Source organism: Legionella jordanis (genome assembly GCF_900637635.1).
GTDB classification, from domain to species: domain Bacteria; phylum Pseudomonadota; class Gammaproteobacteria; order Legionellales; family Legionellaceae; genus Tatlockia; species Tatlockia jordanis.
Window position 1 is genome coordinate 1,374,305 of sequence record NZ_LR134383.1, and the last position, 23,415, is coordinate 1,397,719.

A 23,415-nucleotide genomic window follows, 5' to 3' on the forward strand; every position below is an offset into this window, starting at 1 on the left:
ATACGAATTAAGCTTGCACAAGGCAAGCCTAATTTAGGTGCTCTTATAACAAGCAAGTTCCTGTTCCGTGCCTTTAGCCAATTGGAATAAAAAGGATTTATATGCCTTCTTGTTTGGGCATTGGATGAGTATCACTTCATTAGGAATGGCAAGTTCTGTTTTTAAAAGAGAAAGGTCGAGTGTTTCAAGCAGGCTCACGACATGTTGTAAAATTAGACCTAGGATGCGTGAATAATGATGTCCTCCCTCATGGTTTAACTTTTGCACAAATGCTTGTTTACTGCCAAATAGGGAAGTTTTTTTGTCGTATTTGAACTTCTGATTGTTAAACTCATTTTTAACTGCAGCAACAATATTTATTAATTTGATCTCATCTGAAAGATCAGCTGCCCTAATTTGTTTTATTTGCTCGATTAAGCTGTCGATTTGATTTGCATATTTTTGTTTTGAAAGAGAGCCCTCAAGTTCCTTGTAAGCTTCTGATAACTTAAACACCTCTTGAATGACTATTTCCATGAGTTGGCGAATTTTATAACCTTGCTCATATTGCTTTGCATTAACAACCAGTCGATTAAGGACCGCCTCTTGATTGCCTAGCTGAGAAAAATGGCTGATTAACTGCTCTCGATATCTTTGTTTTATGCTTTCTTTTCTTTCAAGCTCTTTTTTTCCCTCACCACAAAGAATGTCACCCTTGCAGATTCCCTCTCTGCACAAAACCTGAATCGTCGTTAAATGGACTGTGTCCGTTTTATTGGCTTCTAAAATGTGATTTATTTCATGCTTTTTATCTTCGAAAAGAACAAAGGATTTGCTGCTTGTATCCTGTTTTATGAGTTTGAACATTGCCCCTTTATTGGTCTTATGTTCAGACAGGAATTGTTTGGCTTCCTGGGCTTTCCCCAGACTTAAGAGCTCTTCGTAATGTTTGTGCAGCTCACTTTCTTTTGTCTTAACGACTAGGTCAAGGAGATCCACTTCATGCTGAATTTGCTTAACAATTGATTGTTCAGCAGTGTCTAAAGTTTTTCCACTGAGTAGGGATTGGCATTTGGCGAAACAAGGTTTCCAATAATTTTGATAATAAGCGCCTGGTTCATTTAAGTGAACATCGGCTGGAGTGATTACTTTTTCTACTTCAAAACCTAGACGGGTCATGTGCTGAATCAAATATTCGCGCGTGTAAACAGCATGTGTGTTTTCTAAGTCATTGCAGATTTGCCAACCGTACATGCTGGTAAATAAATATACCTTTTTTATTCCGGCTTCGAGCAATACTTCCAATAATGCCTCATTAATTTCTTTGCCCTGGCTATCAATGATGGTGTCATCTACATCTAAAAGGGCTATAACTGGAGCGTTATTCAGATGTAAATCAAGCTCCAGTCTCATATTCTCTGGTGATTCCATAGAACCTCTTCTTATTATTTTTAAAAGCAAACTTTATTGTTCAAATTCAATAAAATTTGTGCAGAGTGTATCATGAGAAATAAAAATTTTTAATCTAAAAGTTCAGAATTTGTATTGCTAAGCAAAGGAGAATAAAAGGATGCAAATGTTTCCTCATTTGCCGATTGTCCAGCCTGAATTAAGGAATGGATTGCTTAAGATCAGGTTATGAAAGTTAAAAGGTAAATAATTTTAGTTACTAATCAGAGCTGCAGTATTGTACTTAACCACCATTCATCCACTGTTATTGTGATATAGCTGATTTTTGAGGATGTAATTTAGTACGTCAGCGGATAAATAGGAGTCTTGAGTTTCACCTCTGGCGAATTGCTGACGAATGAAAGTTGACGAAATGTTAAAATTGCCTGCATCATAACGAACTATGTAACCATGACTGTTTGTCAAAAGCATGCTTTCATCTTTGGTTTCATGCTTCTTAAGTAAGTTTTCAAGCAGTATTGGCAAACTGTTCCCAGATTCAGGCCTGTTAATGACCAATAAGTTAGCCAGAGTAAGAATTTTTTGCCATTCATGCCACCTTGGCAAATCCAAAAAAGCATCCATTCCGAGCAATAAAGTAATGGCTGCATCAGAGCCAAATCGATTGCGAAAATCTTCAAGGGTGACCACCATATAAGATGGCCCGGATCGTTCTATTTCAGATAAATCAATACTAAATTCACTGGGGGTATTTTTTAATGCCAATCGCAACATATCAATCCTCTGCTGACTGGTTGCTACGGCTTTTCTTTTTAGGACGGGGATTTTGCAGGGCAGAAAAATAAATTGATCAAAATGAAAATGAGCCTGAATATTGCAGGCTGTTTTTACGTGCCCTTGGTGAACAGGGTCAAATGTTCCACCATAAATGATGATGCTATGCAAATGTACCCACCTTTTTAGCCAAACATAATGACAATGCAACTTTTTCAAGAGAAGGCCAAATCTGACTGTGTTGACTTGATTTTATGCTCTCATCAATGCGTTTACAAAAACGCAATAACTGAAACAAGAGCTTTTTTTGCATTCGCTTGATGGCAGTTTGATACAGTTTGACCCGAGTGGACCAAATTTTCAATTGCGCACAGGCTGAGGCCAAGGGGACAGCCTTCTCAAAGAGTTCCATGAGTTGAATCAAGTTTCGAATTTCCTGAGTCAGAAGCCATAAAACTAAAGTGGGTTCAGTGCCACTCTCACGGGCATGGCGAAGATGCTGAATAACTTTATCCGCATTTGCCATTAGGCAAGCCTCGCTTAATTCAAATAGCTGGTACTCGCATTGGTCAAACAATTGGGCTTTGGCGGCCTCCTCGCTGAGCATGGTTCCATCCGCAACAAGCCTGATTTTTTCCAGAGCTTGGGCACAAGCCAACATGTTGCCCTGTGTGTGTTGCTGAATTAATGAAGGAACCTGGGGTGCGTAGCTAATTCCATATTGATGAAGGCGTTCTTTAATCCAATTCTGCATGGCCAAAGAATCAAGTGAAAAAATTTGGACAACATGAATGCATTCATGATTCGTAAAGTTGCCCAATGACTTTGCTGTTAAATTAGGGGCGCGAAGCAGAATTAAACAGGAAGAATTGGGTTTTTTAGAATACTCGGCTAAAAACTGCTTGGCATCACTGTCTAAATTCTGTTTTTCATAACGCACATCTATAAATAAATTGCTGGCAAATAAGCTGTAGCTATTGGCTTTTTCAACAAGTAAAGACCAGTCGGAAGCTTGAGTGATATGAATAATTGTTTCTTCGGTATCATGGTTCCTATCTTTCCAGATTTGCTTTATTTGTTGGGCTGATTGAGACAAGAGAAAATGGTCTTGGCCAATTAAAATAAAAACAGCGGGTAACTCTTGTCGACTGAGATGGGAAGACAAACTTTGCTGCTTAATAAGCACTATGGATTTCCTGAAATTCGATTATAGCGATTTTTAATTTGACTTAAGCGATTCAATATTTGCTGGGCTGCATCTCGGCGCATTTCATTTTTTCGCAAGGCTTCTTCAGCATCAGAACCTAAAATTCTGTCATTGTTGATGGTAACTTGTCGAGTAATCATAATGTGACTAGAGGGAGCAATGACTTTTCCCTTGGCCTCCGTGAGACTATATTGAACATCATAAATGAGCAAATATTGCCTGGGTACAGTGCTGGAGCTAACATTGGTGATTTCTTGTCGATAGCTATCTTGTTCAATAATAATCCAGTATTTGGCTCGTGTCGGCTCATCCACGACTGCAATGTTATAGGCTTGCAGTTGATCTTTTAGGAATCCCCCAAGATCAGAGTGAGCATTCTGAATAATGATTGCAACAGAATTAAGCCAAGGGGGGAGATCCGTCATACCCCGCAAATGAAAACCACAGGCAGAAAGTAAAGCAAAGCTAACAATGAGGAGCAAACGCCGCATTAGCTCACTACCAGGTTAATTAACTGACGATGGGAAACAACCACGGCTTTTCTAATTTCTTTGCCGTCCAGAAAGCTGCTGGCTTCTTTTTTGGCTAATTCAATTAGTGTTGCTTCATCCGTGTCGCTATTTGCCGTAAACTGGGCTCGTAATTTACCATTAACTTGAACAACAAAATCAAGCTCATCGGCTTTCAACGCACTCTTATCAACCTTAGGCCAGGGAGCATCAATGATTGCCTTTTCAAAGCCAAGTTGCTGCCATAAATGATGGCAGATATGAGGGGTGATAGGGGCTAATAGCCGAAGAAGAATACTCATGCCTGAGTGCAGGAAGAATTTATCCGTTTCCGACTCCACCTGATATGAAGATAATTCATTAAACAATTTCATGCAGCCAGAAACAACGGTGTTAAATTGATGACGTTCATAGTCATGGCTGGCTTGGGCCAAAATTTGATGTACGATGAGCCTTGATTTTTTCAAGCGAGAACTTGCAGTTAACCAATCAATGTTCCCATTCCCGCCCAAAATTGCATCATTAATGTCTATGAATAGCTGTTGATGCTGATGAGCAAAAGTCCAAATTCGCTTCAAAAATCGATGTGCGCCTTCTACAGCTGCATCCGACCATTCCAGGGATTGTTCAGGGGGGGCTGCAAACATGACGAACAGCCTTGCAGTATCTGCTCCATATGTGTCGATTAAATGGTTGGGGTCAACCACATTACCCAGTGACTTAGACATTTTATGTCCATCTTTAAGGACCATTCCCTGAGTTAATAAAGCCTTAAACGGTTCATCTGAATTAACTAATCCTTCATCACGCATCAATTTATGAAAGAAGCGTGCATAGAGGAGATGCATGACTGCATGTTCAATGCCGCCAATGTATTGATCCACAGGAGTCCAGTATTTGGCGCGATCATCAAGCATTGCATTTTCCTGACCCTTGCAAGCAAATCGGGCATAATACCAGGAGGATTCAACAAATGTATCAAAGGTATCCGTTTCCCGAGTAGCATCTTGTCCGCATCGGGGGCATTCGGTTTGCACGAATTCATTGCATTGGGCAAGAGGGGAGCCGCTACCTGTCAATTGCACATCATAAGGAAGGGTCACTGGCAAATCTTCCTCAGGCACTGGGACAATACCGCATTCTTCGCAAAATATCATTGGAATTGGGGTACCCCAATAACGCTGGCGTGAAACCCCCCAATCTCGAAGACGATAATTGATGGTCCTTTTTCCCGCATCATTTTGTTCCAGATAATTAGCAATTTCATTCATAGCCTCAGCAGAAGATAAACCATCAAATTGCTGGGAATGAATTAATGTGCCTTCATCAGTAAGCGCAGAATTTTTGTAATCGTGGGTGCTGTCATCAGCAGGTTTAATAACGACTTTAAGAGAGAGGCCATATTTTTGGGCAAACTCCCAATCCCTCTGGTCGTGGGCGGGCACAGCCATAACAGCGCCAGAACCGTATTGCATCAACACGAAATTGGCAATCCAAACGGGAATTTCTTCATTAGTGATTGGATGAATAGCGTGCATGCCGGTTGCAATACCTCGTTTTTCCATGGTTGCAAGGTCGGCTTCCGCCATGCGAACGCCCTGACAACTATCGATAAATGCCTGAACTTCTTTGTTTTGAGCTGCCACTTCTTTGGCAAGTGGGTGATCGGGGGCAACCGCAAGATAAGTTACACCCATTAGGGTGTCTGGTCTTGTGGTATAAATTTTCAAACGTTTGGGAAAGCCAACCACTTTGAAGTTGATTTCACAACCTTCCGAGCGGCCAATCCAGTTTCTCTGCATTTGCTTAACCTGAGCAGGCCACTCGTTGAGAGTGTCTAAATCATTCAGCAGTTCATCGGCATAAGCTGTAATTTTAATGAACCATTGAGATATTTCTCGTCGTTCGACCAAAGCGCCTGAGCGCCATCCACGCCCATCAACTACCTGTTCATTGGCTAAAACGGTCTGATCGACCGGATCCCAGTTGACGACTGCATTTTTTTTGTAGACTAAACCCTTTTCATACAATTTAATAAAGAACCATTGTTCCCAACGATAGTAGTCGGGATCACAAGTGGCAATTTCACGTCTCCAGTCATAGGCATTGCCCAAGCGCAGAAACTGTTCTTTCATGGAGGCAATATTTTTTTTAGTCCACTCAGCCGGATGAATGCCATGTTTAATGGCCGCATTTTCAGCGGGAAGACCAAAGGCATCCCAACCAATGGGTTGTAAAACGTTTTTACCCAAGGCACGTTGATAACGTGCAATTACATCCCCAAGCGTGTAATTTCTTACATGGCCCATATGCAATGTGCCGCTGGGGTAGGGAAACATGGATAAACAGTAAAATTTTTCCTTATTTAAGTCTTCAGAAACAGTAAAAGACTGTTTTTTGTGCCAATACTGTTGGGCTTGTTCTTCAACTTCACGGGGTTTATAGCTGTTATCCATAGTATGTAAGTTATATTTCAGTAAGGCTGGTAAGGATAGCGCCTCTTCTGCTCTGCAGCAATAGTTTAATGCTTATGTTTCCACAAGGAGTAGCGAAACGGAACGCTTAAAAGTATGATAATTAGGCAAAAAACAGCGATTGGCTTATCGCCCATATAAGCCCAGGGAGTGAGGCCGGTCGATGGGCTTAGGGTCGCTTTCAGTACACCGGCACTAAAGGCAGGGAGAGAAGCTATGATTTCTCCCTGGCTATTGATCACCGACGATAGGCCATCATTATTGGCAACGACTTGGTATCGACCACTTTCCAGTGACCGCACCTGCGCCATTTGCAAATGCTGGTACATAGCTAAGGAGTGTCCAAACCAGCCATCATCGCTTATTGAGATTATCCATTCAGCCTGGGGCAATTGTTGGCGGAGTATTTCACCATAAGCCAACTCGTAGCAAATCAATGTTGCAATGGGGTGTTTGTGAATTTTTACCAACCGCTGATTGTTTTTTCCAGCCATTAAATTGGTGTCGGGAATCGCCAGCCAAGCAGTGATTTTTTGCACGGCTTTGGGTATGTACTCACCAAAAGGTACGAGATGTTGTTTTAAGTAAAAGCCTTTTGCCGCGCCAAGGCTGACCAGGGCATTGAAATATTGATTTTCATCCAGGGGCGTAGGTTTTGGAATACCCAACACTACAGCACTACCCGCTTGCTTGGCTTTTTCATGCAATTCCTCTAAAAAATCTTCAACATAGCTCGGCGGCAAAGGAATGGCTGATTCGGGCATAACGATTAGTTCGGTTCCGAGTAATTTTTCCGTTTCATTCTTATATAAGCCCAATAAGTGCCAAAATAAACTTTCATCCCATTTGTCCCTCATGGATAAATTGGCTTGAATAACACCAACGGATAGGCTTTCTTTTTTCTCGCTTGTCCATTTTTTATGCTTTAAAAAAGAAGGGAGTATTAAAAGAAGCACAAAAATACCTAAAGCTACATATCGGCCGCTCCCTTTAAATCGATGGCAAGAGCCTAATATGGTCGCTGAAAAACAGCAGAGAAAACCAACACCAAAGACACCTCCGATAGGTAGAAAGTATTTCAAAGGCGAATCAAATTGTCCAAAACCAATTAATAACCAGGGAAAACCGCTCAGAAATCCAGAACGAAAGAATTCGAATAAAATCCACAGCGCGCTAAACAAGAAACAGGAGTAAATTGGACGGGGAAGACTGAGTCGCTTGAATAATGCAGCCATTAAAGCAGGATATAATGATAAATATAACAAGAAAAAAAGCGTAATTGCTGCTGAAATGAAATTATTCAAGTGTCCATATTCATGAATGCTGATGTATATCCAGGAAATGCCAAGGCCAAAATAGCCTAAGCCAAAAAACAGACCATTAAGGAAGGGATGATGATTTTGATCATGGGTCAGCTGAGCATAAAACAGAGCAATCCCTAAAATGGTTAATCCAGGAAAGTGAAATGGAGCAAAACCAAGGGGGAGTAAAAGGCCGAACAAAAAAGCGCGCAGCAGTTGACTATACCGGAGCGTTTGGGTGCCAATCAATGAAGGTTTTGAAAGTGATGCTGCTTGGGTCATGACTAAAAGCGCATTAAATGAATGCCACCATAAGATACTAATTATTAAAGGTCAAGATTTTAACAAGATTAATTTAGTCTATTTACAACCCCTAAACGCATTTAGCGAATTTTTAAATGGATAAATCCAAATCCATCTTTGCCCTATCCAAGAGCCATTTTTTTAGATACGATGACGGCTCGTTTTACAATGGAGAATGGATGTATGTATAACGTTATGATCACAGGAGCTGGAAAGATTGGGAGTTTAATCGCTTGCTTATTGGCTGAAAGCGGTGATTATCAAGTCCATTTAGCGGATTTGGAATTTTCCGGTACGGATGTTAAGCGATTATTACAGGCTGTGCCTGAGATTAGAACTGTGGCTCTGGATGTTACAGACCGGACAGCCATGGAAAATTATTTAACAAAAAATAATGTCATTGCTGTTATTTCAAGTCTTCCTTATTTTCTGAATACCCACGTCGCTGAAGCCGCAAAAATGGCTAAGGCTCATTATTTCGACCTCACCGAAGACACTGCAGTTACTGAAGCCGTTAAACAGATTGCTAAAGACGCTGAAACTGCTTTCGTGCCCCAATGTGGTTTAGCACCTGGTTTCATCAGCATCGCAGCCAATAGCTTAATGAAAGAATTTGAACAATGTTTTCACGCTAAATTGCGGGTAGGCGCTTTACCTCAACGTGCAAATAATGCACTTCATTACTCCTTAACCTGGTCGACCGATGGTGTTATTAATGAATATGGAAACCCATGCTATGGGATTGAAGCCGGTAAACCCATTATTTTAAAGCCTCTGGAAGGCCGTGAATCCATTCAAATTGATGGTTGCGAATACGAAGCATTTAACACCTCCGGTGGTTTGGGAAGTCTTGCCGAGCTCTGGGAAAATAAAATTCAAAGCCTGAATTATAAAACCATGCGCTATCCCGGGCATTGCGAGAAAATGCGTTTGCTCATGAATGATTTAAAATTAAATGAGGATCGCCAAACTTTAAAACGCATATTAGAGAAAGCCATTCCAAAAACCTACCAAGATATCGTCATTGTTTATGTGACGGTTGAGGGTATAAAACAAGGTGAGTTAACGGAAAAAAGTTATGTGAAGAAAATTTATCCTCTCGAAATACGCGGTTTGGAATGGTCAGCTATCCAGGTGAGTACCGCGTCTGGTTTGTGTGCGGTGGTGGATTTGGTGCTTGGCCAAGCCAATGAGTACCGTGGTTTGATATTACAAGAGAACTTTAATTTGGCGGATGTGCTGGCGAATCGTTTTGGCCAATATTACGCTTAGGAGTAAACGATGGATTTATTGAAAACTCTGGGTATTCATGAGGTTAACCCTGGCGCTTTCAGTGGCCACGGGTGGAAAAGTCAAAGCAACCATAGCAGGCTTTCTTCTTTCAATCCTGCCAATGGCAATAAACTCGCTGAAATAGCTTGTTGTACGATGGCTGATTACGAGCAGGTAATGAGTAGAGCCGAACAAGCTGCACTCAAATGGCGTGAAGTGCCTGCGCCGCAACGAGGTGAAATCATCCGGCAAATAGGACAGGCCCTTCGTGACCATAAGGATGCGCTAGGAAGCCTTGTTTCGTTGGAAATGGGCAAATCGAAACAAGAGGGAGACGGCGAAGTTCAGGAGATGATTGATATCGCTGATTTTGCCTTGGGTCAATCCAGAATGCTTTATGGCAAAACCATGCATTCAGAGCGCCCACAACATCGCATGTATGAACAATGGCATCCCTACGGGATTGTGGGAGTCATTTCAGCATTTAATTTTCCTGTCGCTGTTTGGGCCTGGAATGCCTTTATTGCGGCCATTTGTGGCAATGTTACTATATGGAAGCCATCAGCCAAAACGCCACTATGTGCTGTTGCGGTTCAACACATTTGCAATCAGGTTCTGCAAAAAAATAATTGCCCTGAAATTTTCAGCCTGGTTATTCCAGAATCCCATGATGTCGCAGAAGCTTTAGTCAATGATTCGCGCATCCCTCTGATTTCATTCACCGGTTCAACCGCTGTTGGTCGACAAGTTGCAGCCAAAGTCGCTACACGCCTAGGGAAAACCATTTTAGAACTGGGTGGAAACAATGCCATTATTCTTGATGATACGGCCGATTTAAATTTGGCAATTCCCGCTATCGTTTTTGGGGCGGCAGGTACGGCAGGCCAACGCTGCACTACCACAAGGCGTTTATTTGTTCAACAATCCATGTTTGGCGAAGTGGTTAAACGGTTGCAGCACGCTTATGAGCAAATCACCATTGGTGATCCCCTTGACAGTAAAAATTTGATGGGTCCCTTGATTGATGGACAAGCAGTTCAGCAATTTAACCAGGCGATATCAAGAATTCGTGCAGCTGGCGGGCAGATTGTCTTCGGGGGGGAGGCCTTAAACCGGGATGGTTTTTTTGTTCAACCCACTTTGGTTACCGGCGTGGAAAATCACTGGGATATTGTCCAGGAAGAAACATTTGCACCGATTCTTTATGTAATGCCTTATCAAAACCTCGAAGAAGCTATTCATTTACAAAATGCAGTGCCTCAAGGCCTTTCTTCAGCCCTGTTTACCCAAAATCTGAAACATGCTGAACTTTTTCTAAGTGCCTTAGGGAGTGATTGCGGAATTGCCAACGTGAACATTGGCACTTCAGGTGCTGAAATTGGCGGGGCATTCGGCGGTGAAAAGGATACCGGCGGCGGTCGAGAATCTGGTTCGGATTCCTGGAAGGCTTACATGAGAAGGCAAACCAATACCATCAACTGGGGCAATGCTTTGCCTCTTGCTCAGGGTATTCGTTTTAATATCTAGCATCAGCCTTGGTTAGGCTCTAACCAAGGCTAAACAATCAGGATCACCAATTACATTGCTGGTGGCCACATTTAGAGGATAGGAAATCATGCAGGAACCTTTTTTCATAAAGAAAGTAGCGGTTCTCGGTGCCGGGGTGATGGGTGCGCAAATTGCAGCGCATTGCGTGAATGCCGGCATAGAAACCTTGTTGTTTGATTTGGCAGCCAAAGAGGGAGGCAGCAATGCCTTGGTTGAAAAGGCCATCAGCAATTTAAGTAAATTAAAACCAAGCCCGTTAGCCACGCCTCACACAGCCAGTTTCTTAAAAGCTCAAAACTATGAAGAAAATCTGCAAGCTTTGGCGGATTGTGATTTAATTATTGAAGCCATTGCTGAACGTTTGGATTGGAAAGAAGATCTCTATCAGAAAATAGCCCCCTATTTAAATAAAAAGACTATTTTGGTCAGTAACACTTCCGGTTTGAGCATCAATACATTAAGCGGTGTTTTACCCGAGGCTCAACGCTCGCGATTTTGCGGCGTGCACTTTTTTAATCCTCCCAGATACATGCATTTAGCAGAATTAATACCGGCAGACACTACTGAGCCTGCCTTATTGGATGAGTTGGAGACCTGGTTGACTCGCCGCTTAGGCAAAGGGGTTATACGAGCAAAAGACACCCCTAACTTCATTGCCAATCGCATAGGGGTGTTTTCTTTGCTAGCTACTCTTCATCATGCTGAAGCCATGAATTTAGGCTTGGATGAAGTGGATGCCTTAACAGGCCCCTTGCTCGGCCGTCCTAAATCGGCGACGTTTAGAACCATGGATGTTGTCGGTCTTGACACCATGCTTCACGTAGTTCACACCATGCAAGAGCAACTTGGGGATGATCCTTGGCACCCTCATTTTAAATTACCAGAATGGCTGCAATCTTTGATCAAGGAAGGTCATCTGGGTCAAAAGACTGGCCAGGGCATTTACCGCAAAAATGGTAAAATTATTGAAGTCTATGATCTCAATTCAAAAACGTATCGCCCTGCAAAAGGTGAGGTGAGCGAAGAAGTCAAAACCATTATGAAAACCGCAGATTTGTCACAGCGGATGCAACAACTTGCTGCCTCTGCTGATAAACAAGCGCGCTTCTTAATGGCTTGCTATCGCGATTTGTTTCATTATTCAGCCTATCACTTACAAGAAATTGCCCACAGTGTTCGAGATGTGGATTTAGCAATCCGTTGGGGATTTGGCTGGCAACAAGGGCCTTTTGAAACTTGGGAGGGCGCAGGCGTTTCCGTCATGCTGGCAACTATTGAAAAGGCAAGAACCAATCACGAAACATTAAGTCAAGCCCAATTGCCTCAGTGGTTAAGCCATGTTACTTCCTTTTATAAAGATGAAGGCGCTTATTCACCGGAACAAAATGATTATGTAGCACGAAGCAAGCTTCCAGTGTATGACCGTCAGATTTTCCCTGATCGGGTTGCCAAAGAAAAAATGCCCTACATGCCTTCTTTATTTGAAAATGATGGGGTGAATTTGTGGTTATTAAATGACGATGTTGCCGTAGTCAGCTTTAAGAGTAAGGCAAATACCATTGGACAGGCAGTTCTTGATGGGCTGGAGCAAGCCATCGATAAAGCAGAGCAAGACTGCAAGGGGCTCATAATTTATCAACATGATGCTAATAATTTTAGCTCTGGTGCTGATTTAAGGGGTGTTGCGTCACTAATCCAGCAAAATAAATTGGATGCCTTGGATGCGATGATACGCCAATTTCAAGCCGTTGCCATGCGATTGAAATATTCAAGCATTCCAACTGTAGCAGCTCTTCGAGGGCGTGCCTTAGGCGGAGGTTGTGAGCTTATGATGCATTGTGATGCTGTAGTAGCCGCATTTGAATCCTATCCAGGCTTGGTAGAAGCAGGGGTTGGACTAATTCCAGCAGGCGGGGGGTGTAAGGAAATGTCCTTGAGAGCCGCTCAGCAAGCTAAAGACGCTGATCTCTTGCTTTTTATACAACCTTATTTTCAACAAATTGCAACTGCACAGGTAGCTGGCAGTGCCGCAGAGGCTCGTCAAAAAGGATTTTTACGTGAATGCGATCGATGGGTGATGAATTCGAATGAAGTTCTCTTTGTGGCTTTAAAACAAGTCCAAATGATGCAGGCCTTAAATTATCAAGCTCCTTTAAAAGGCCGATTTAAAGTGGCAGGCCGAGAAGGGCATGCCCGTTTGCAGGCTGGCCTTGTAAATTGGTTAGAGGGAGGATTTATTTCCCAGCACGATTACATTTTGGCCAATCATTTGGCAGAAGTGCTTTGTGGGGGCAATGTGAATCAAGGGGAGATGGTCGATGAAGAGTGGATGCTTCATCGTGAGCGGGAAGCATTTATGGCCTTAGCAGCTAATCCTTTGTCGCAGGCTCGAATCGCTCATCTATTGGAAACCGGCAAGCCATTGCGCAATTAGGAGACTTAACAATGACAAATGTATATGTAGTTGATGTGTTGCGTACCCCAGTTGGAAAAGCTCCACGCGGTGTTTTCAGACACACTTTGCCGGATGATTTACTGGCGCATGCCATTCGCTCCTTAATGCAGCGTAATCAATCTGTGGATTGGGAAGAAATTGGCGATGTAGTGATTGGTTGTGCGATGCCAGAAGCGGAACAGGGAATGAATGTGGCGCGAATCGCCTCATTGCTGGCAGGCATGCCTCAATGCGTTCCAGCGATGACTATCAATCGCTTCTGTTCTTCTGGTGTACAAAGTATTGTCACTGCCGCGGCTTCCATTGGTCATGGGGACATCTCAATGGCTCTGGCAGGAGGAGTGGAAAGCATGTCCATGGTTCCTCTTGGAGGCAACAAATACACGGCGAACCCTAAAATCTTTACAGATGAAAACGTGGCCATTGCTTTCGGAATGGGAATTACTGCAGAAAATGTTGCTAAACGTTGGGAGGTCAGTCGCGAACAGCAAGATGAATTCGCAGCTGAAAGCCACCGTCGAGCTGTTGCTGCTCAACAGCGAGGGGATTTTAAAGACGAGATTGTCCCTGTAGAAATTACTATAAGACATGCTGATTTAAATAGTTCAGAAGTGATCAGTAAAAAGAAAATGGTGAGTGACGATGAGGGGCCTCGTGCTGATACCTCTTATGAGGTTATTTCCAAGCTAAAACCTGTTTTTGCAGCAAAGGGGACTGTCACTGCCGGCAATAGCTCCCAGACGAGCGATGGAGCAGGGATTGCTTTGTTGGCAAGTGAAGAAGCCGTTAAACGTTTCGATTTGCAACCCATTGGTCGCCTGCGAGGTTATGCTGTAGCGGGTGTTGCACCAGAAGTAATGGGAATTGGTCCAATCAATGCGGTTCCTTTGGCTTTAAAGCGCGCCGGTTTAACTCTAGATCAAATGGATTGGATCGAGCTTAACGAGGCATTCGCAGCTCAAGCTTTAGCAGTCATTAAAACTTTGGACTTCCCAAGAGATAAAGTAAACCCTTTAGGCGGAGCAATCGCCTTAGGACATCCCTTAGGAGCTACTGGAACAATTCGGGCAGCGACCCTGCTGCATGGTTTACGACGCACAAAAGGTAAATACGGGATGGTTACAATGTGTATCGGAACTGGCATGGGAGCTGCTGCCGTTTTTGAAGCAATTTAACCCAAATCAGGCTGAGTTAGGTGAATTCAAGCTATGACTCAGCCTATTCTCAAGTTAGGTAACCCACCTGATTGATTGGTTTATCCGCTACAATAAAAGCAATGGGATTCATGCAGCAAGGATAAATCATGCGAGCAATGGTACTTGAGCGACTTCATCATCCTTTAAAACTCGAGTCTCGAGACATTCCAAAGCCGAATGAACATCAACTATTGATACGGGTAAAGGCTTGTGGCATTTGTCGGACAGATTTACATGTCGTAGATGGCGAATTGCCTCATCCGAAATTGCCCATTGTACCCGGTCATCAAATCGTTGGTGTGGTAGAGGAGTCAGGCAGGGAAGTAAGGCATTTTAAAAAAGGACAACGGGTAGGGGTTCCATGGCTTGGTGGCAGCTGTGGAATTTGTAAATTTTGCAGGTCCGGCCGTGAAAATCTTTGTGATCAAGCTCAATTTACAGGTTATCAGCTGGATGGTGGGTTTGCAGAATATTGCATTGCCGATGCACGTTTTTGCTTTCCAATTCCTGATGCCTATCCGAATGAGCAAGCTGCACCGTTATTTGTGCTGGCCTTATTGGCTATCGGGCTCTCCTGAAGACAGCTCAGGCAAAGCGCCTTGGCTTTTATGGTTTTGGTGCGGCAGCACACATTCTTGTTCAAGTGGCTAAGTATCAAAAAAAAGTGGTCTATGCTTTTACCAGTCCTGGTGATAAATCAGCTCAACAATTTGCCTATCAGCTCGGCGCAGTCTGGGCTGGCGGTTCAGACGAGGTTGCTCCTGATTTAGTGGATGCCGCTATTATTTTTGCTCCTGTTGGTGGTTTGGTGCCAGTTGCCTTGAAGGCTGTTGATAAAGGTGGAACTGTGGTTTGTGCGGGAATTCACATGAGCGACATTCCAAGCTTTCCCTATGCAATCTTATGGGGGGAAAGGACGTTATGTTCTGTTGCCAATCTCACACGTAAGGATGGTGAGGAGTTTTTGGAGTTGGCCCCTAAAATTCCAATAAAAACAGAAATTCATTCTTATCCTTTAGAAGAGGTCAATCAAGCTTTGGATGATTTGCGCCATGGCCGATTTACAGGTGCAGCAGTTATAGTGATGGATTAATGGCTGGTTTGGAAAGTCCTTTGAGGTGGGCAACAACACAGGAACCTAATCCTTCCAAATCATAGCCTCCCTCGAGTATGGATACAATACGACCGTCACATACTTTATCGGCAATTCGTTTGATGTGTTGACTTAACCAAAAATAATCTTCCTCCTTAAGAAGCAGGTGAGCGAGAGGATCTTTATAATAAGCATCAAACCCTGCTGAAATAAAAATCATTTCTGGAGCAAACTCTTCGAGGGACTTAAACCATTTTGTTGCGACCGCTTCACGATAAAGAGCCCCGGACGTGTTTGCGGGAAGGGGAATATTGATTATATGATTTTTTCTTGTATCAGCACCGGAAAAGGGATAAAAAGGATGCTCAAAAGTCGAGCAATATAGGACCCGCTCATCATTGTAAAAAATATTTTCAGTTCCATTCCCATGATGAACATCAAAATCTATAATTGCGACGCGCCTTAGGCCAAATTCTTCCAAGGCATGGGCTGCACCGACCGCGATGTTATTGAAAATACAAAATCCCATCGCTTTGTTTTTTTCGGCATGATGACCTGGGGGACGCACATTGCAAAAGATAAGATCCTTTTCCTGCTTGATCACCAATTCCACAGCGTAAATGGCAGAGCCAGCTGCCCTAAGAGCCGCATTCAGCGAGTAGGGACTCATCAATACGTCAGGATCAAGAGCAATAAATCCTTCAGAGGGGATTATATTGAAGATCAAATCGACATATTCCTGCTGATGGGCACGAATCAGATGCTGTCGTTTTGCAAGCGGGGCTTCATAATAAGTGATATTCAAATCAGAATTTAAAACCGCTTTGTCAATATATGCCAAACGGGCCGGTTGTTCTGGATGGGATACGCCCATCTCATGCAAATAACAATCGGGGTGAGAGATCAATCCAATCCGCATTATTTCACCTTTGTGAGTCTCTTAACTTGATTGTAGCTTGCTTCCAGGGTGGTCAAGAAGTAGGTTGGATGAAAGTCAATTGACTAAAATTTGGCTTTGCCTTGCAGAATATTCTACGCTTTTAATAGAAGGTGTTTAGAGGAGTTTGAATGCGGACCACTTTTTTCATTGCTGCGCTGTTGTTCATTCAATCTGCTTTCGCTGATGCAATTGTTGGATTTTCAGCTTACGAAAATGGTGATTACACCACAGCCTACCCTCATTTGGTGCAAGCGGCAACAGATGGGAATGCTGACGCCATGTATTTACTAGGACGGATGTATCAATACGGTTATGGAGTTATACACGACGACGCCAAAGCCAGGGAATGGTATCAAAAGGCCGCCGATAAAAATAATGCCTTAGCCCAGTTAAGCTTGGGTTTTCTCTATGATAACGGCCAGGGGGTCAAACAGGATTTTCAGCAAGCTTTTTCTTGGTACATGAGGGCAGCACAACAAGGAAATTCTATAGCTCAAAGAAATGTGGGTTTAATGTATGCAGTTGGGGATGGTGTAGAAGCCAGTGAGACAAAGGCCTTTGAATGGTTTAAAAAATCTGCAGAACAAGGTTATGCTCGAGCCCAGGTTAATTTAGGCTATCAATACATGATGGGTTATGGTGTAGCTAAAAATATTGATAAAGCTCTTTATTGGTATGAGAAAGCGGCTGAACAAGGTGATGCCAAAGGACAATACAGCTTAGGCTTGCTTTATACCGGGAAATATGGTGTTGCCCCAAATCCACGTTTGTCCGCCTATTGGTTTGCAAATGCAGCCAATCAGGGACACCAAAATGCGCAAGCTTATTTGGCTTACCAGTATTTAAAAGGTCTAGGGGTTGAGCAGGATTCGGAAAAAGCTGCTTATTGGTTCCATGCCTCTGCCGAGCAAGGTAATGCACAAGCCCAAGCAGAGTATGGTCAGCTCCTTTTGAGTGGTACGGGAATTGAAAAGGATTATCAACAAGCCGCTTATTGGTTCGGGAAAGCAGCCGATCAAGGCAATGCTATGGCTCAAGGGAAATTGGGTTATCTTTATCTGTCAGGTTTAGGAGTAAATAAGGATTTAAGTAAGGCTTATGCGTGGTTAAAAGTGGCTGCCAATAACAACAATCCACAAGCAGCGAAAGATTTGTCTCGGTTAGAAAGTTCTCTGTCTCCCCAGCAAAAAGCCATTGGCGATCAACTGTATGATCAAATGAGAAAGCCAAAAACGGCATTATCAAAATAGCTAATTTGGCTTTATAAGGTTTCGAAACCGTGATATTCCTGCCAAGCTAAACTTTCTCGGCTATAATTTGTTACCTCGGCGCGTGGTGGTCCTTTTTTTAGCCAAGCCTCAAATTGTTCTAGATGTTGCTGATCGCCACAAGCTAAAATTTCAACTCGCCCGTCTGGTAAATTACGAGCCCAACCTGTGATCCCTAATTTGAGGGCTTCGTCTTGCGCAGAGGCTCGAAACCACACGCCTTGAACTTTGCCAGAGATATAGCAACGCATACAGGATTTATTCATACGCGGGTCCTTGCTGTGTCTATTTGACAGCCTTAGATTAGCGGATTCTTCTCCTTTTGAGAAGTTGCCATTTCAAATTGCGATGCAGTATAATGTTTGTTCATTGCCTATAAGCATTTGTTCCCCCATGAAATATTTTGTTTATCTTCTTTGTTTGGCTTGTACTTGGCTTCATGCCGAGACATATACAGTCAAATTGGGTGATGCAAAAGTTCACATCATCAAACAAAAAGGTCATGGCAAGACTCTGGTTCATTTGCATGAAAATGAGCGAACGGCACTTGAGGCGGCAAAAATTTATGTCAAACGAAAAGGGGGTACTTTAATTACCCTTAGACATTCTGGTAATCGCAATGTCGTGTTTCACTTAAATAAAGTGCGTTATGAGTTTGATCCCAATCGTATTTTTACAGATGTGGGCATAAAAAAAACCCTCAAACAATTCGGAAACTACTCCACTGGTGCACATCGCGAAGTGAAAAAACTGGCTAGAACAATTGTCAAACTCATTCCGAAGGGTAAAGTGATTGCAGTACACAACAACCGTGGCTATTCACTGAAAGAGTATCTTCCTCATCATTCTATGGCAAAAGATGCCAAGTCGTTGAATTACGTTCGCTGTTCCAGCTATAGAAATTTCTATTTTGTAACGAAACATCAGGAATTTAGAAGATTAAAACGCTTAAAATTTAACGTGGCTCTGCAATCAAATCATGCAAGGGATGATGGTTCACTTTCCTATTATTTTGCAAAGAGAAATTACATCAATATTGAAGCAGCCACCTATGCATTAAAACAACAATTGAAAATGCTCGAAAATGCTTAAACTAAAGGTATGCACTTAAGCAATTGCGAATCTTTTGCTGAGTTTCAAGAATATGCCCTTCATCTTTATATTTGGTTCTAGGCCAGAAAAAACCTTTTAATCCATCTCCTTTATTCCGCGGCACAATATGAATGTGCAAATGAGGAATACTTTGACTTACTACATTATTCATCGCAACAAAACTGCCGTGAGCCTCCATGGCACTCTCCACGGCTTTAGCCATACGTTTAGTTAACAAAAATAGCGGTGCTATCAAATCATCGTCAAGCTCTGTTAAGGTTTGAGTATGTTTCTTAGGGGCAAGAAGGGTATGGCCTGGAAACAAGGGGCGATGATCGAGAAACGCGATAAAGTGTGCATCTTCAAAAATGAGATAGGCATTCTCCTGTTTTGAAATGATTGAATCTATGATGCATGGTTTTGTTTCAGTATTTGGCATATATTTGTCCTTTTTTCAGCCGAGTCTATTCTTATAAACTGATTCATAATGAATTTAAGCTTTCGGCAATAATTGTCACCGATACCCTACCTTTTTTATCTTTCGTGCGTTTAAGTAGCGTATAAGCCGTTAAGTTTAAATCCGGATGAGATACCTCTGTGATGCATAAAAAATATTGGCTTTCAATACTAATGTGTTCGCGGCGAATATTTAATTTTTCTAACAAAGGAGATATTTCCTCCAGTTTTTTTATTCCTTCTGTACCTCTTGCCGTTAGAATTTCTTTAACCTGGGTGTCGTTTAAACCAGCACCGAGCGTAGCTAAAATTTGCGGCGGCGCGGTATTGATATTGATGGGAGTAATCTCCGGCAGAGCAGTTAAATAATTACTTAAACTCATAAATAATTTTGCATCTACTCCCCTAATTAATCTCAGCTCAGAAATATGCTGAAATAACTGCTGGCTTGGATAGTAGGCGGGTTTTTGCTGTAAGTAGTAACTGACAAACTCATCGCTTCCACGTCCGGGCTGATAAGGGCTTATCCAGTGGCGAATGGCTAGAACCAAAGCTTGTTTATCCGAAGGGTTCATTGTTGTTGGAATTGAATTTAAAAGTTTTAAAAATGCTAATTGATACCGTTTATCCGCCAAATTGTTTAAATTAAAACGGGATTGCAAGTCAAATAAACTGCCTTTGAGCATGACCTCAGGATAAATGGATTTTAATTGGGGGGGGAAATCAAGAACTTTACCGAATTTATCCGCCACAAGAAATTTATTCCTTCCTTCGGTTAATTCATTCATAGCCCAAAAAGGTACGGCTTGTGAGGCCAGATAGAGCTTGTCGCTCAATATGCTGAGACGAGTTCTGTAAATATCTACTTGCAATCGTGTAGTCATTGCTGTGGCAGCAATAGCCACCAGGGTCATAATAAACAATGCTGAAATGAGGGCACTGCCTTTCTGCCATGAGCTATTGTTCAACATAAACAGCTCCTGGGATCACACTTAAAAAAATTAACTCACCCCAGTCCCTTAGATTTAAATTGAATTGGATTGCTTTGGGCAAGGGCTCCGCGCGCTGGTTTTGTTGTAAAGCATTCTCTCTCCATTCTGGCAAAACCTGTAAGGTCTGGTTTAAGTAAGCAAAATGACAAGCCGTTAAATTGTTGAGCAAGATCTTTTCTTCAAATTGCTCTCTACGGTGAACCGCATCCAACACGAGCCAACTCCGTCGTAGCAGCATGCCATCGCGGCAAAGATAAGCCACTCGTTGTAAATGGCTGCGTTTATCCTGGGCTAAAGGGTTTGCTAATCCCAGTTTAGTCAATTCGAAATATTGAGGTTGGCCTATAAAGGCAGGAAAGAGATGCATTTCATCACCTCTTACTGCCCTTGGCAGGGCTTGTGTGCTATCCCTTTGAATCAAAATTAAAGACGACTGTAAGGTATTTAGGCGATCGGCTTGTTGATTAACACGGGCACGGCTGTTGAATGCGTAATATAAGACAGAGGAAGTGATCGTTGCCAAAATGGCAAATACCGAAAGCGCAATTAAAATTTCTAGTAAAGTAAAACCTCGTAGTTTATTCATGATGGTAACGAAATGCAGTTAAAGGACTCCCATAGGGTCCAGCTTGATTTTTACTCAAAGTAATGGTGATTTCCTCTACCGATTTGATTTTTGTCGGATTCGCCTTGACTCGCCAATACCAACGCTCTCCAAGGAGCGTAGTACTTTGAGTAATAATTTGGCTTTGACTTGGCGTGAGCAAACCGAGCTGCACCATGGCTACTCCTTGCATAGCAACCAGATGACTGATTGTTTTTTCTTTTATTCTTTGGGTATTCGCGACATTCTGGGCTGTAGCGCGCATGAGCGCAGTTAAAGCAATACTGATAATAGCTAAAGCAAGGAGAACTTCGATTAAGGTAAAACCTGAAGATTGAATTACTCTGCTGACCTTACTATTTGATTTCATTTCGAAAAACTCAAGCTTAAGTCTCCATTGCGACTGCTCACTAAACTTACCAAAACTGGTTTTTTTTCCGTACCAAAATTTAAGACAAAGGCTGTTAATTCACCAGAGGGATTAATGATGATGTCTGGATTTTTTGCATTGGATTTATAATTTTTTTCAAAACGCACGACGACATGCTTTGGAAACAATTGGAAATGAAATAGGCTTTTTTCAGGCATTGTTTGCCAATTGTTATTTTGAAATCGAAAAGTTTGGTAGCCATTAGAGCGAATGGTCACGCCAAGCGTATTCATTTCCAACACGGCTTGCTGTTCTACCAGTTTGAGATAATTGGAAAATTGCTCAGCCGCAACGACTGCTCGTCGAGAAGCACCAAAATCCCCAAAAGATAATAGGGCAAAACCTATGGTGATGCTAATAATAATCAGCACCACCAGAATTTCAATTAAACTAAAACCCCTAGCGCGCATTCCAGTTGCCTATTTCGGCATTAATTCCCGTTCCGCCGGGCTGGCCATCCGCACCCAAAGTAAACACGTCCACTTCCGCATGCTCACCGGGATTAAGATATAGATAATCGCGACCCCAGGGATCCTTGGGCAGCGCCTGGAGGTATTGCTTCCAATCTCTTGGAACTGGATTGGTCGTTGGTTTCTGGACTAGAGCCACTAAACCCTGATCCGTGCTTGGATAGACTCCATTATCAAGTTTGTACAGATCGAGCGCGTTTTGAATGGCCAAGACGTCCTGCTTGGCTTTGACTACTCGTGCTTCATCAGGCCGGCTGATGATCTTCGGTACTACAATCGAGGCGAGAATGCCAAGGATTACCACCACGACCATAATTTCTATGAGAGAAAAGCCAGATTGTTTACCCATCTAAAACTCCTACTAAATTAACTAACCAATTGCTCCATTGAAAATATCGGCAAAAGAGTTGCCAATACAATGAACAACACAACAGCTCCCATGAATAAAATCACCATGGGCTCAAGCAAGGTTAAAGCAGTATCTATTAAACGTTTTACCTCACTGTCCAAATGCGACGCGGCTCGCTCCATCATAGTGGCAATTTGCCCACTCTTTTCTCCACTAGCGATAAGATGGGTTGCCATGGGGCTTAAAAATCCAGTGTCCTTCAATGCTTGATGAATCGCTGTCCCTTCCCGGACACGACCAGTGGCTTGGTCAAAAGCACTTCGCATAACCAGGTTGGTTAAAAGGCTAGCTGACACACGCATGGTCTCAAGAACACTCACTCCTGCGGCGAACAAAATCCCAAAGGTATGGATGTAACGCGCGACATTGACCGATTTTACCAGATAAGAAACGATTGGTAACTTTAATAATATTTTATGCCAACCCATTCGTATACTTTGGTTTTTTAAGCTGCGTTTAAATACTAAAAAACAAAGAACCAGGCCGGATAACACATACAAACCATAAGATTTTAAAAAATTGCTGATGTGAATCAGCACCGTAGTCATCTGAGGAAGTGACTGTCCGCTCGTTGTAAACACCTCAATAATTTTGGGAACAACAAAAGCCAATAAAAAACTTATAATGGCTGTGGAGACGATTACCATCAATGATGGATAAATGAGTGCCTGTTGAATTTTTTGTTTCGTTTCTTGCTGATTTTCAGTGTAATCGGCTAATTTTTCTAAAACCAAATCAAGGCGTCCTGTTTGCTCTCCTGCCCCGACCGTGGCTCGGTATAGTTCTGGAAAAGCGTTCGGAAATTCACCCATAGCTTGAGCTAGGGCATAGCCCTCCACGACTTTGGCACGAACGCCTATAATTAATTCACGTACCTTATCTTTTTCAGTTTGTTCGCTGACACCGCGCAATGATTCTTCAACTGGAATGCCTGCGGCAAGAAGTGTGGCCAATTGGCGAGTCAATAATGCTAAATCTTGAGACGATATTTTGTCCCTGTGCCGCGATTGCAGTGGTTTGGCTAGGGTGCGAATCTGGGTGGGAATCATTCCACGTTCACGCAATAATTGACGGGCATGGCGTTCAGAGTCAGCTTCAATGATGCCTTTCGTGGTGTTTCCTGTTTTGTTTAGCGCTTGATAGTGATACGCGCCCATAATGAGTTCATAAGTTTTTAAGGATAAATGAGTTTAATCTATTGGGTTTCGTAAGTCACTTAAGGTAGACTAACGA

At 42.6% G+C, this 23,415-nt stretch carries 21 protein-coding genes and 1 pseudogene; 7 read left to right on the forward strand and 15 right to left on the reverse strand.

All coding sequences use genetic code 11. From position 1 onward, the window contains the following. Nucleotides 1–33: 33 nt before the first annotated feature. The 6 genes from EL203_RS06140 to lnt all read right to left on the reverse strand — a co-directional run bounded on the left by EL203_RS06140 (nt 34) and on the right by lnt (nt 7,936). A complete protein-coding gene (locus EL203_RS06140) occupies nt 34–1,410 on the reverse strand; it encodes a hypothetical protein (RefSeq protein ID WP_126320099.1) in 1,377 nt (458 codons plus the stop codon). Between the two features lie 273 nt (nt 1,411–1,683). Continuing rightward, the gene (nadD, locus tag EL203_RS06145; protein ID WP_058470004.1) at nt 1,684–2,334 is read right to left on the reverse strand and encodes a nicotinate-nucleotide adenylyltransferase; all 651 of its coding nucleotides are present in this window, start codon (nt 2,332–2,334) and stop codon (nt 1,684–1,686) included. Continuing rightward, nucleotides 2,327–3,349 (reverse strand): DNA polymerase III subunit delta, encoded by a 1,023-nt coding sequence (gene holA, locus EL203_RS06150; protein WP_058470003.1) that lies wholly within the window; start codon nt 3,347–3,349, stop codon nt 2,327–2,329. The genes nadD and holA overlap by 8 nt, the downstream gene beginning before the upstream one ends. Then, nucleotides 3,349–3,861, reverse strand: a complete 513-nt coding sequence (locus EL203_RS06155; RefSeq protein WP_058470002.1) for an LPS-assembly lipoprotein LptE — start codon at nt 3,859–3,861, stop codon at nt 3,349–3,351. Before EL203_RS06155 ends, holA begins: the two co-directional genes overlap by 1 nt. After that, nucleotides 3,861–6,335, reverse strand: a complete 2,475-nt coding sequence (gene leuS / locus EL203_RS06160) for a leucine--tRNA ligase (RefSeq protein ID WP_058470001.1) — start codon at nt 6,333–6,335, stop codon at nt 3,861–3,863. The genes EL203_RS06155 and leuS overlap by 1 nt, the downstream gene beginning before the upstream one ends. Nucleotides 6,336–6,400: 65 nt before the next feature. After that, nucleotides 6,401–7,936 carry an apolipoprotein N-acyltransferase gene (lnt, locus tag EL203_RS06165; protein ID WP_058470000.1) on the reverse strand — a complete coding sequence of 512 codons (1,536 nt, stop codon included), beginning with the start codon at nt 7,934–7,936 and terminating at the stop codon, nt 6,401–6,403. A gap of 204 nt (nt 7,937–8,140) precedes the next feature. On the opposite strand from lnt, the gene EL203_RS06170 reads away from it, so the two are divergent. From EL203_RS06170 to EL203_RS06190, 5 genes and pseudogenes are all read left to right on the forward strand, one after another. Continuing rightward, nucleotides 8,141–9,229, forward strand: a complete 1,089-nt coding sequence (locus EL203_RS06170; RefSeq protein ID WP_058469999.1) for a saccharopine dehydrogenase family protein — start codon at nt 8,141–8,143, stop codon at nt 9,227–9,229. 9 nt (nt 9,230–9,238) lie between these two features. Beyond that, nucleotides 9,239–10,756, forward strand: a complete 1,518-nt coding sequence (amaB, locus tag EL203_RS06175; protein ID WP_058469998.1) for an L-piperidine-6-carboxylate dehydrogenase — start codon at nt 9,239–9,241, stop codon at nt 10,754–10,756. Nucleotides 10,757–10,844: 88 nt separating this feature from the next. After that, on the forward strand, nt 10,845–13,211 hold the full coding sequence (locus EL203_RS06180; protein ID WP_058469997.1) for a 3-hydroxyacyl-CoA dehydrogenase/enoyl-CoA hydratase family protein: 2,367 nt from the start codon (nt 10,845–10,847) through the stop codon (nt 13,209–13,211). Nucleotides 13,212–13,222: 11 nt separating this feature from the next. Beyond that, on the forward strand, nt 13,223–14,407 hold the full coding sequence (locus EL203_RS06185; RefSeq protein ID WP_058469996.1) for an acetyl-CoA C-acyltransferase: 1,185 nt from the start codon (nt 13,223–13,225) through the stop codon (nt 14,405–14,407). 128 nt (nt 14,408–14,535) lie between these two features. Then, nucleotides 14,536–15,521 (forward strand): annotated as a pseudogene (locus tag EL203_RS06190) (zinc-dependent alcohol dehydrogenase family protein). Here the strand turns inward: EL203_RS06190 and EL203_RS06195 are convergent. Next, the gene (locus EL203_RS06195) at nt 15,505–16,440 is read right to left on the reverse strand and encodes a histone deacetylase family protein (RefSeq protein ID WP_058469995.1); all 936 of its coding nucleotides are present in this window, start codon (nt 16,438–16,440) and stop codon (nt 15,505–15,507) included. The pseudogene EL203_RS06190 and the gene EL203_RS06195 overlap by 17 nt on opposite strands. Before the next feature lie 149 nt (nt 16,441–16,589). Between EL203_RS06195 and EL203_RS06200 the strand changes: the two genes are divergently transcribed. Further along, on the forward strand, nt 16,590–17,711 hold the full coding sequence (locus tag EL203_RS06200; RefSeq protein ID WP_058469994.1) for an SEL1-like repeat protein: 1,122 nt from the start codon (nt 16,590–16,592) through the stop codon (nt 17,709–17,711). A gap of 11 nt (nt 17,712–17,722) precedes the next feature. Here EL203_RS06200 and EL203_RS06205 read toward each other — a convergent pair whose 3' ends face one another. After that, a complete protein-coding gene (locus EL203_RS06205) occupies nt 17,723–17,995 on the reverse strand; it encodes an acylphosphatase (protein ID WP_058469993.1) in 273 nt (90 codons plus the stop codon). A gap of 127 nt (nt 17,996–18,122) precedes the next feature. Here EL203_RS06205 and EL203_RS06210 point away from each other — a divergent pair, with 127 nt between their 5' ends. Continuing rightward, entirely contained in the window at nt 18,123–18,821 is a 699-nt protein-coding gene (locus tag EL203_RS06210) for a hypothetical protein (RefSeq protein ID WP_058469992.1), read from the forward strand. Between the two features lies 1 nt (nt 18,822). On the opposite strand, the gene EL203_RS06215 is transcribed toward EL203_RS06210, so the two are convergent. Genes EL203_RS06215 through lspF form a run of 7 tightly spaced genes read right to left on the reverse strand, consistent with a single transcriptional unit; the run spans nt 18,823 to nt 23,339 of the window. Next, entirely contained in the window at nt 18,823–19,260 is a 438-nt protein-coding gene (locus tag EL203_RS06215; protein ID WP_058469991.1) for an HIT family protein, read from the reverse strand. A gap of 43 nt (nt 19,261–19,303) precedes the next feature. Next, nucleotides 19,304–20,248 carry a type II secretion system minor pseudopilin GspK gene (gspK, locus tag EL203_RS06220; protein WP_058469990.1) on the reverse strand — a complete coding sequence of 315 codons (945 nt, stop codon included), beginning with the start codon at nt 20,246–20,248 and terminating at the stop codon, nt 19,304–19,306. After that, entirely contained in the window at nt 20,235–20,855 is a 621-nt protein-coding gene (gene lspJ / locus EL203_RS06225) for a GspJ family T2SS minor pseudopilin variant LspJ (protein ID WP_058469989.1), read from the reverse strand. Before lspJ ends, gspK begins: the two co-directional genes overlap by 14 nt. Next, nucleotides 20,848–21,243 (reverse strand): type II secretion system minor pseudopilin GspI, encoded by a 396-nt coding sequence (gene gspI / locus EL203_RS06230; RefSeq protein WP_058469988.1) that lies wholly within the window; start codon nt 21,241–21,243, stop codon nt 20,848–20,850. The genes lspJ and gspI overlap by 8 nt, the downstream gene beginning before the upstream one ends. Then, entirely contained in the window at nt 21,240–21,713 is a 474-nt protein-coding gene (gene gspH / locus EL203_RS06235) for a type II secretion system minor pseudopilin GspH (RefSeq protein WP_058469987.1), read from the reverse strand. The genes gspI and gspH overlap by 4 nt, the downstream gene beginning before the upstream one ends. Then, complete coding sequence (gene lspG, locus EL203_RS06240) at nt 21,703–22,122, reverse strand: GspG family T2SS major pseudopilin variant LspG (RefSeq protein WP_058469986.1); 420 nt, start codon at nt 22,120–22,122, stop codon at nt 21,703–21,705. Before lspG ends, gspH begins: the two co-directional genes overlap by 11 nt. Nucleotides 22,123–22,139: 17 nt before the next feature. Continuing rightward, a complete protein-coding gene (lspF, locus tag EL203_RS06245; protein ID WP_058469985.1) occupies nt 22,140–23,339 on the reverse strand; it encodes a GspF family T2SS innner membrane protein variant LspF in 1,200 nt (399 codons plus the stop codon). Nucleotides 23,340–23,415: the final 76 nt, after the last annotated feature.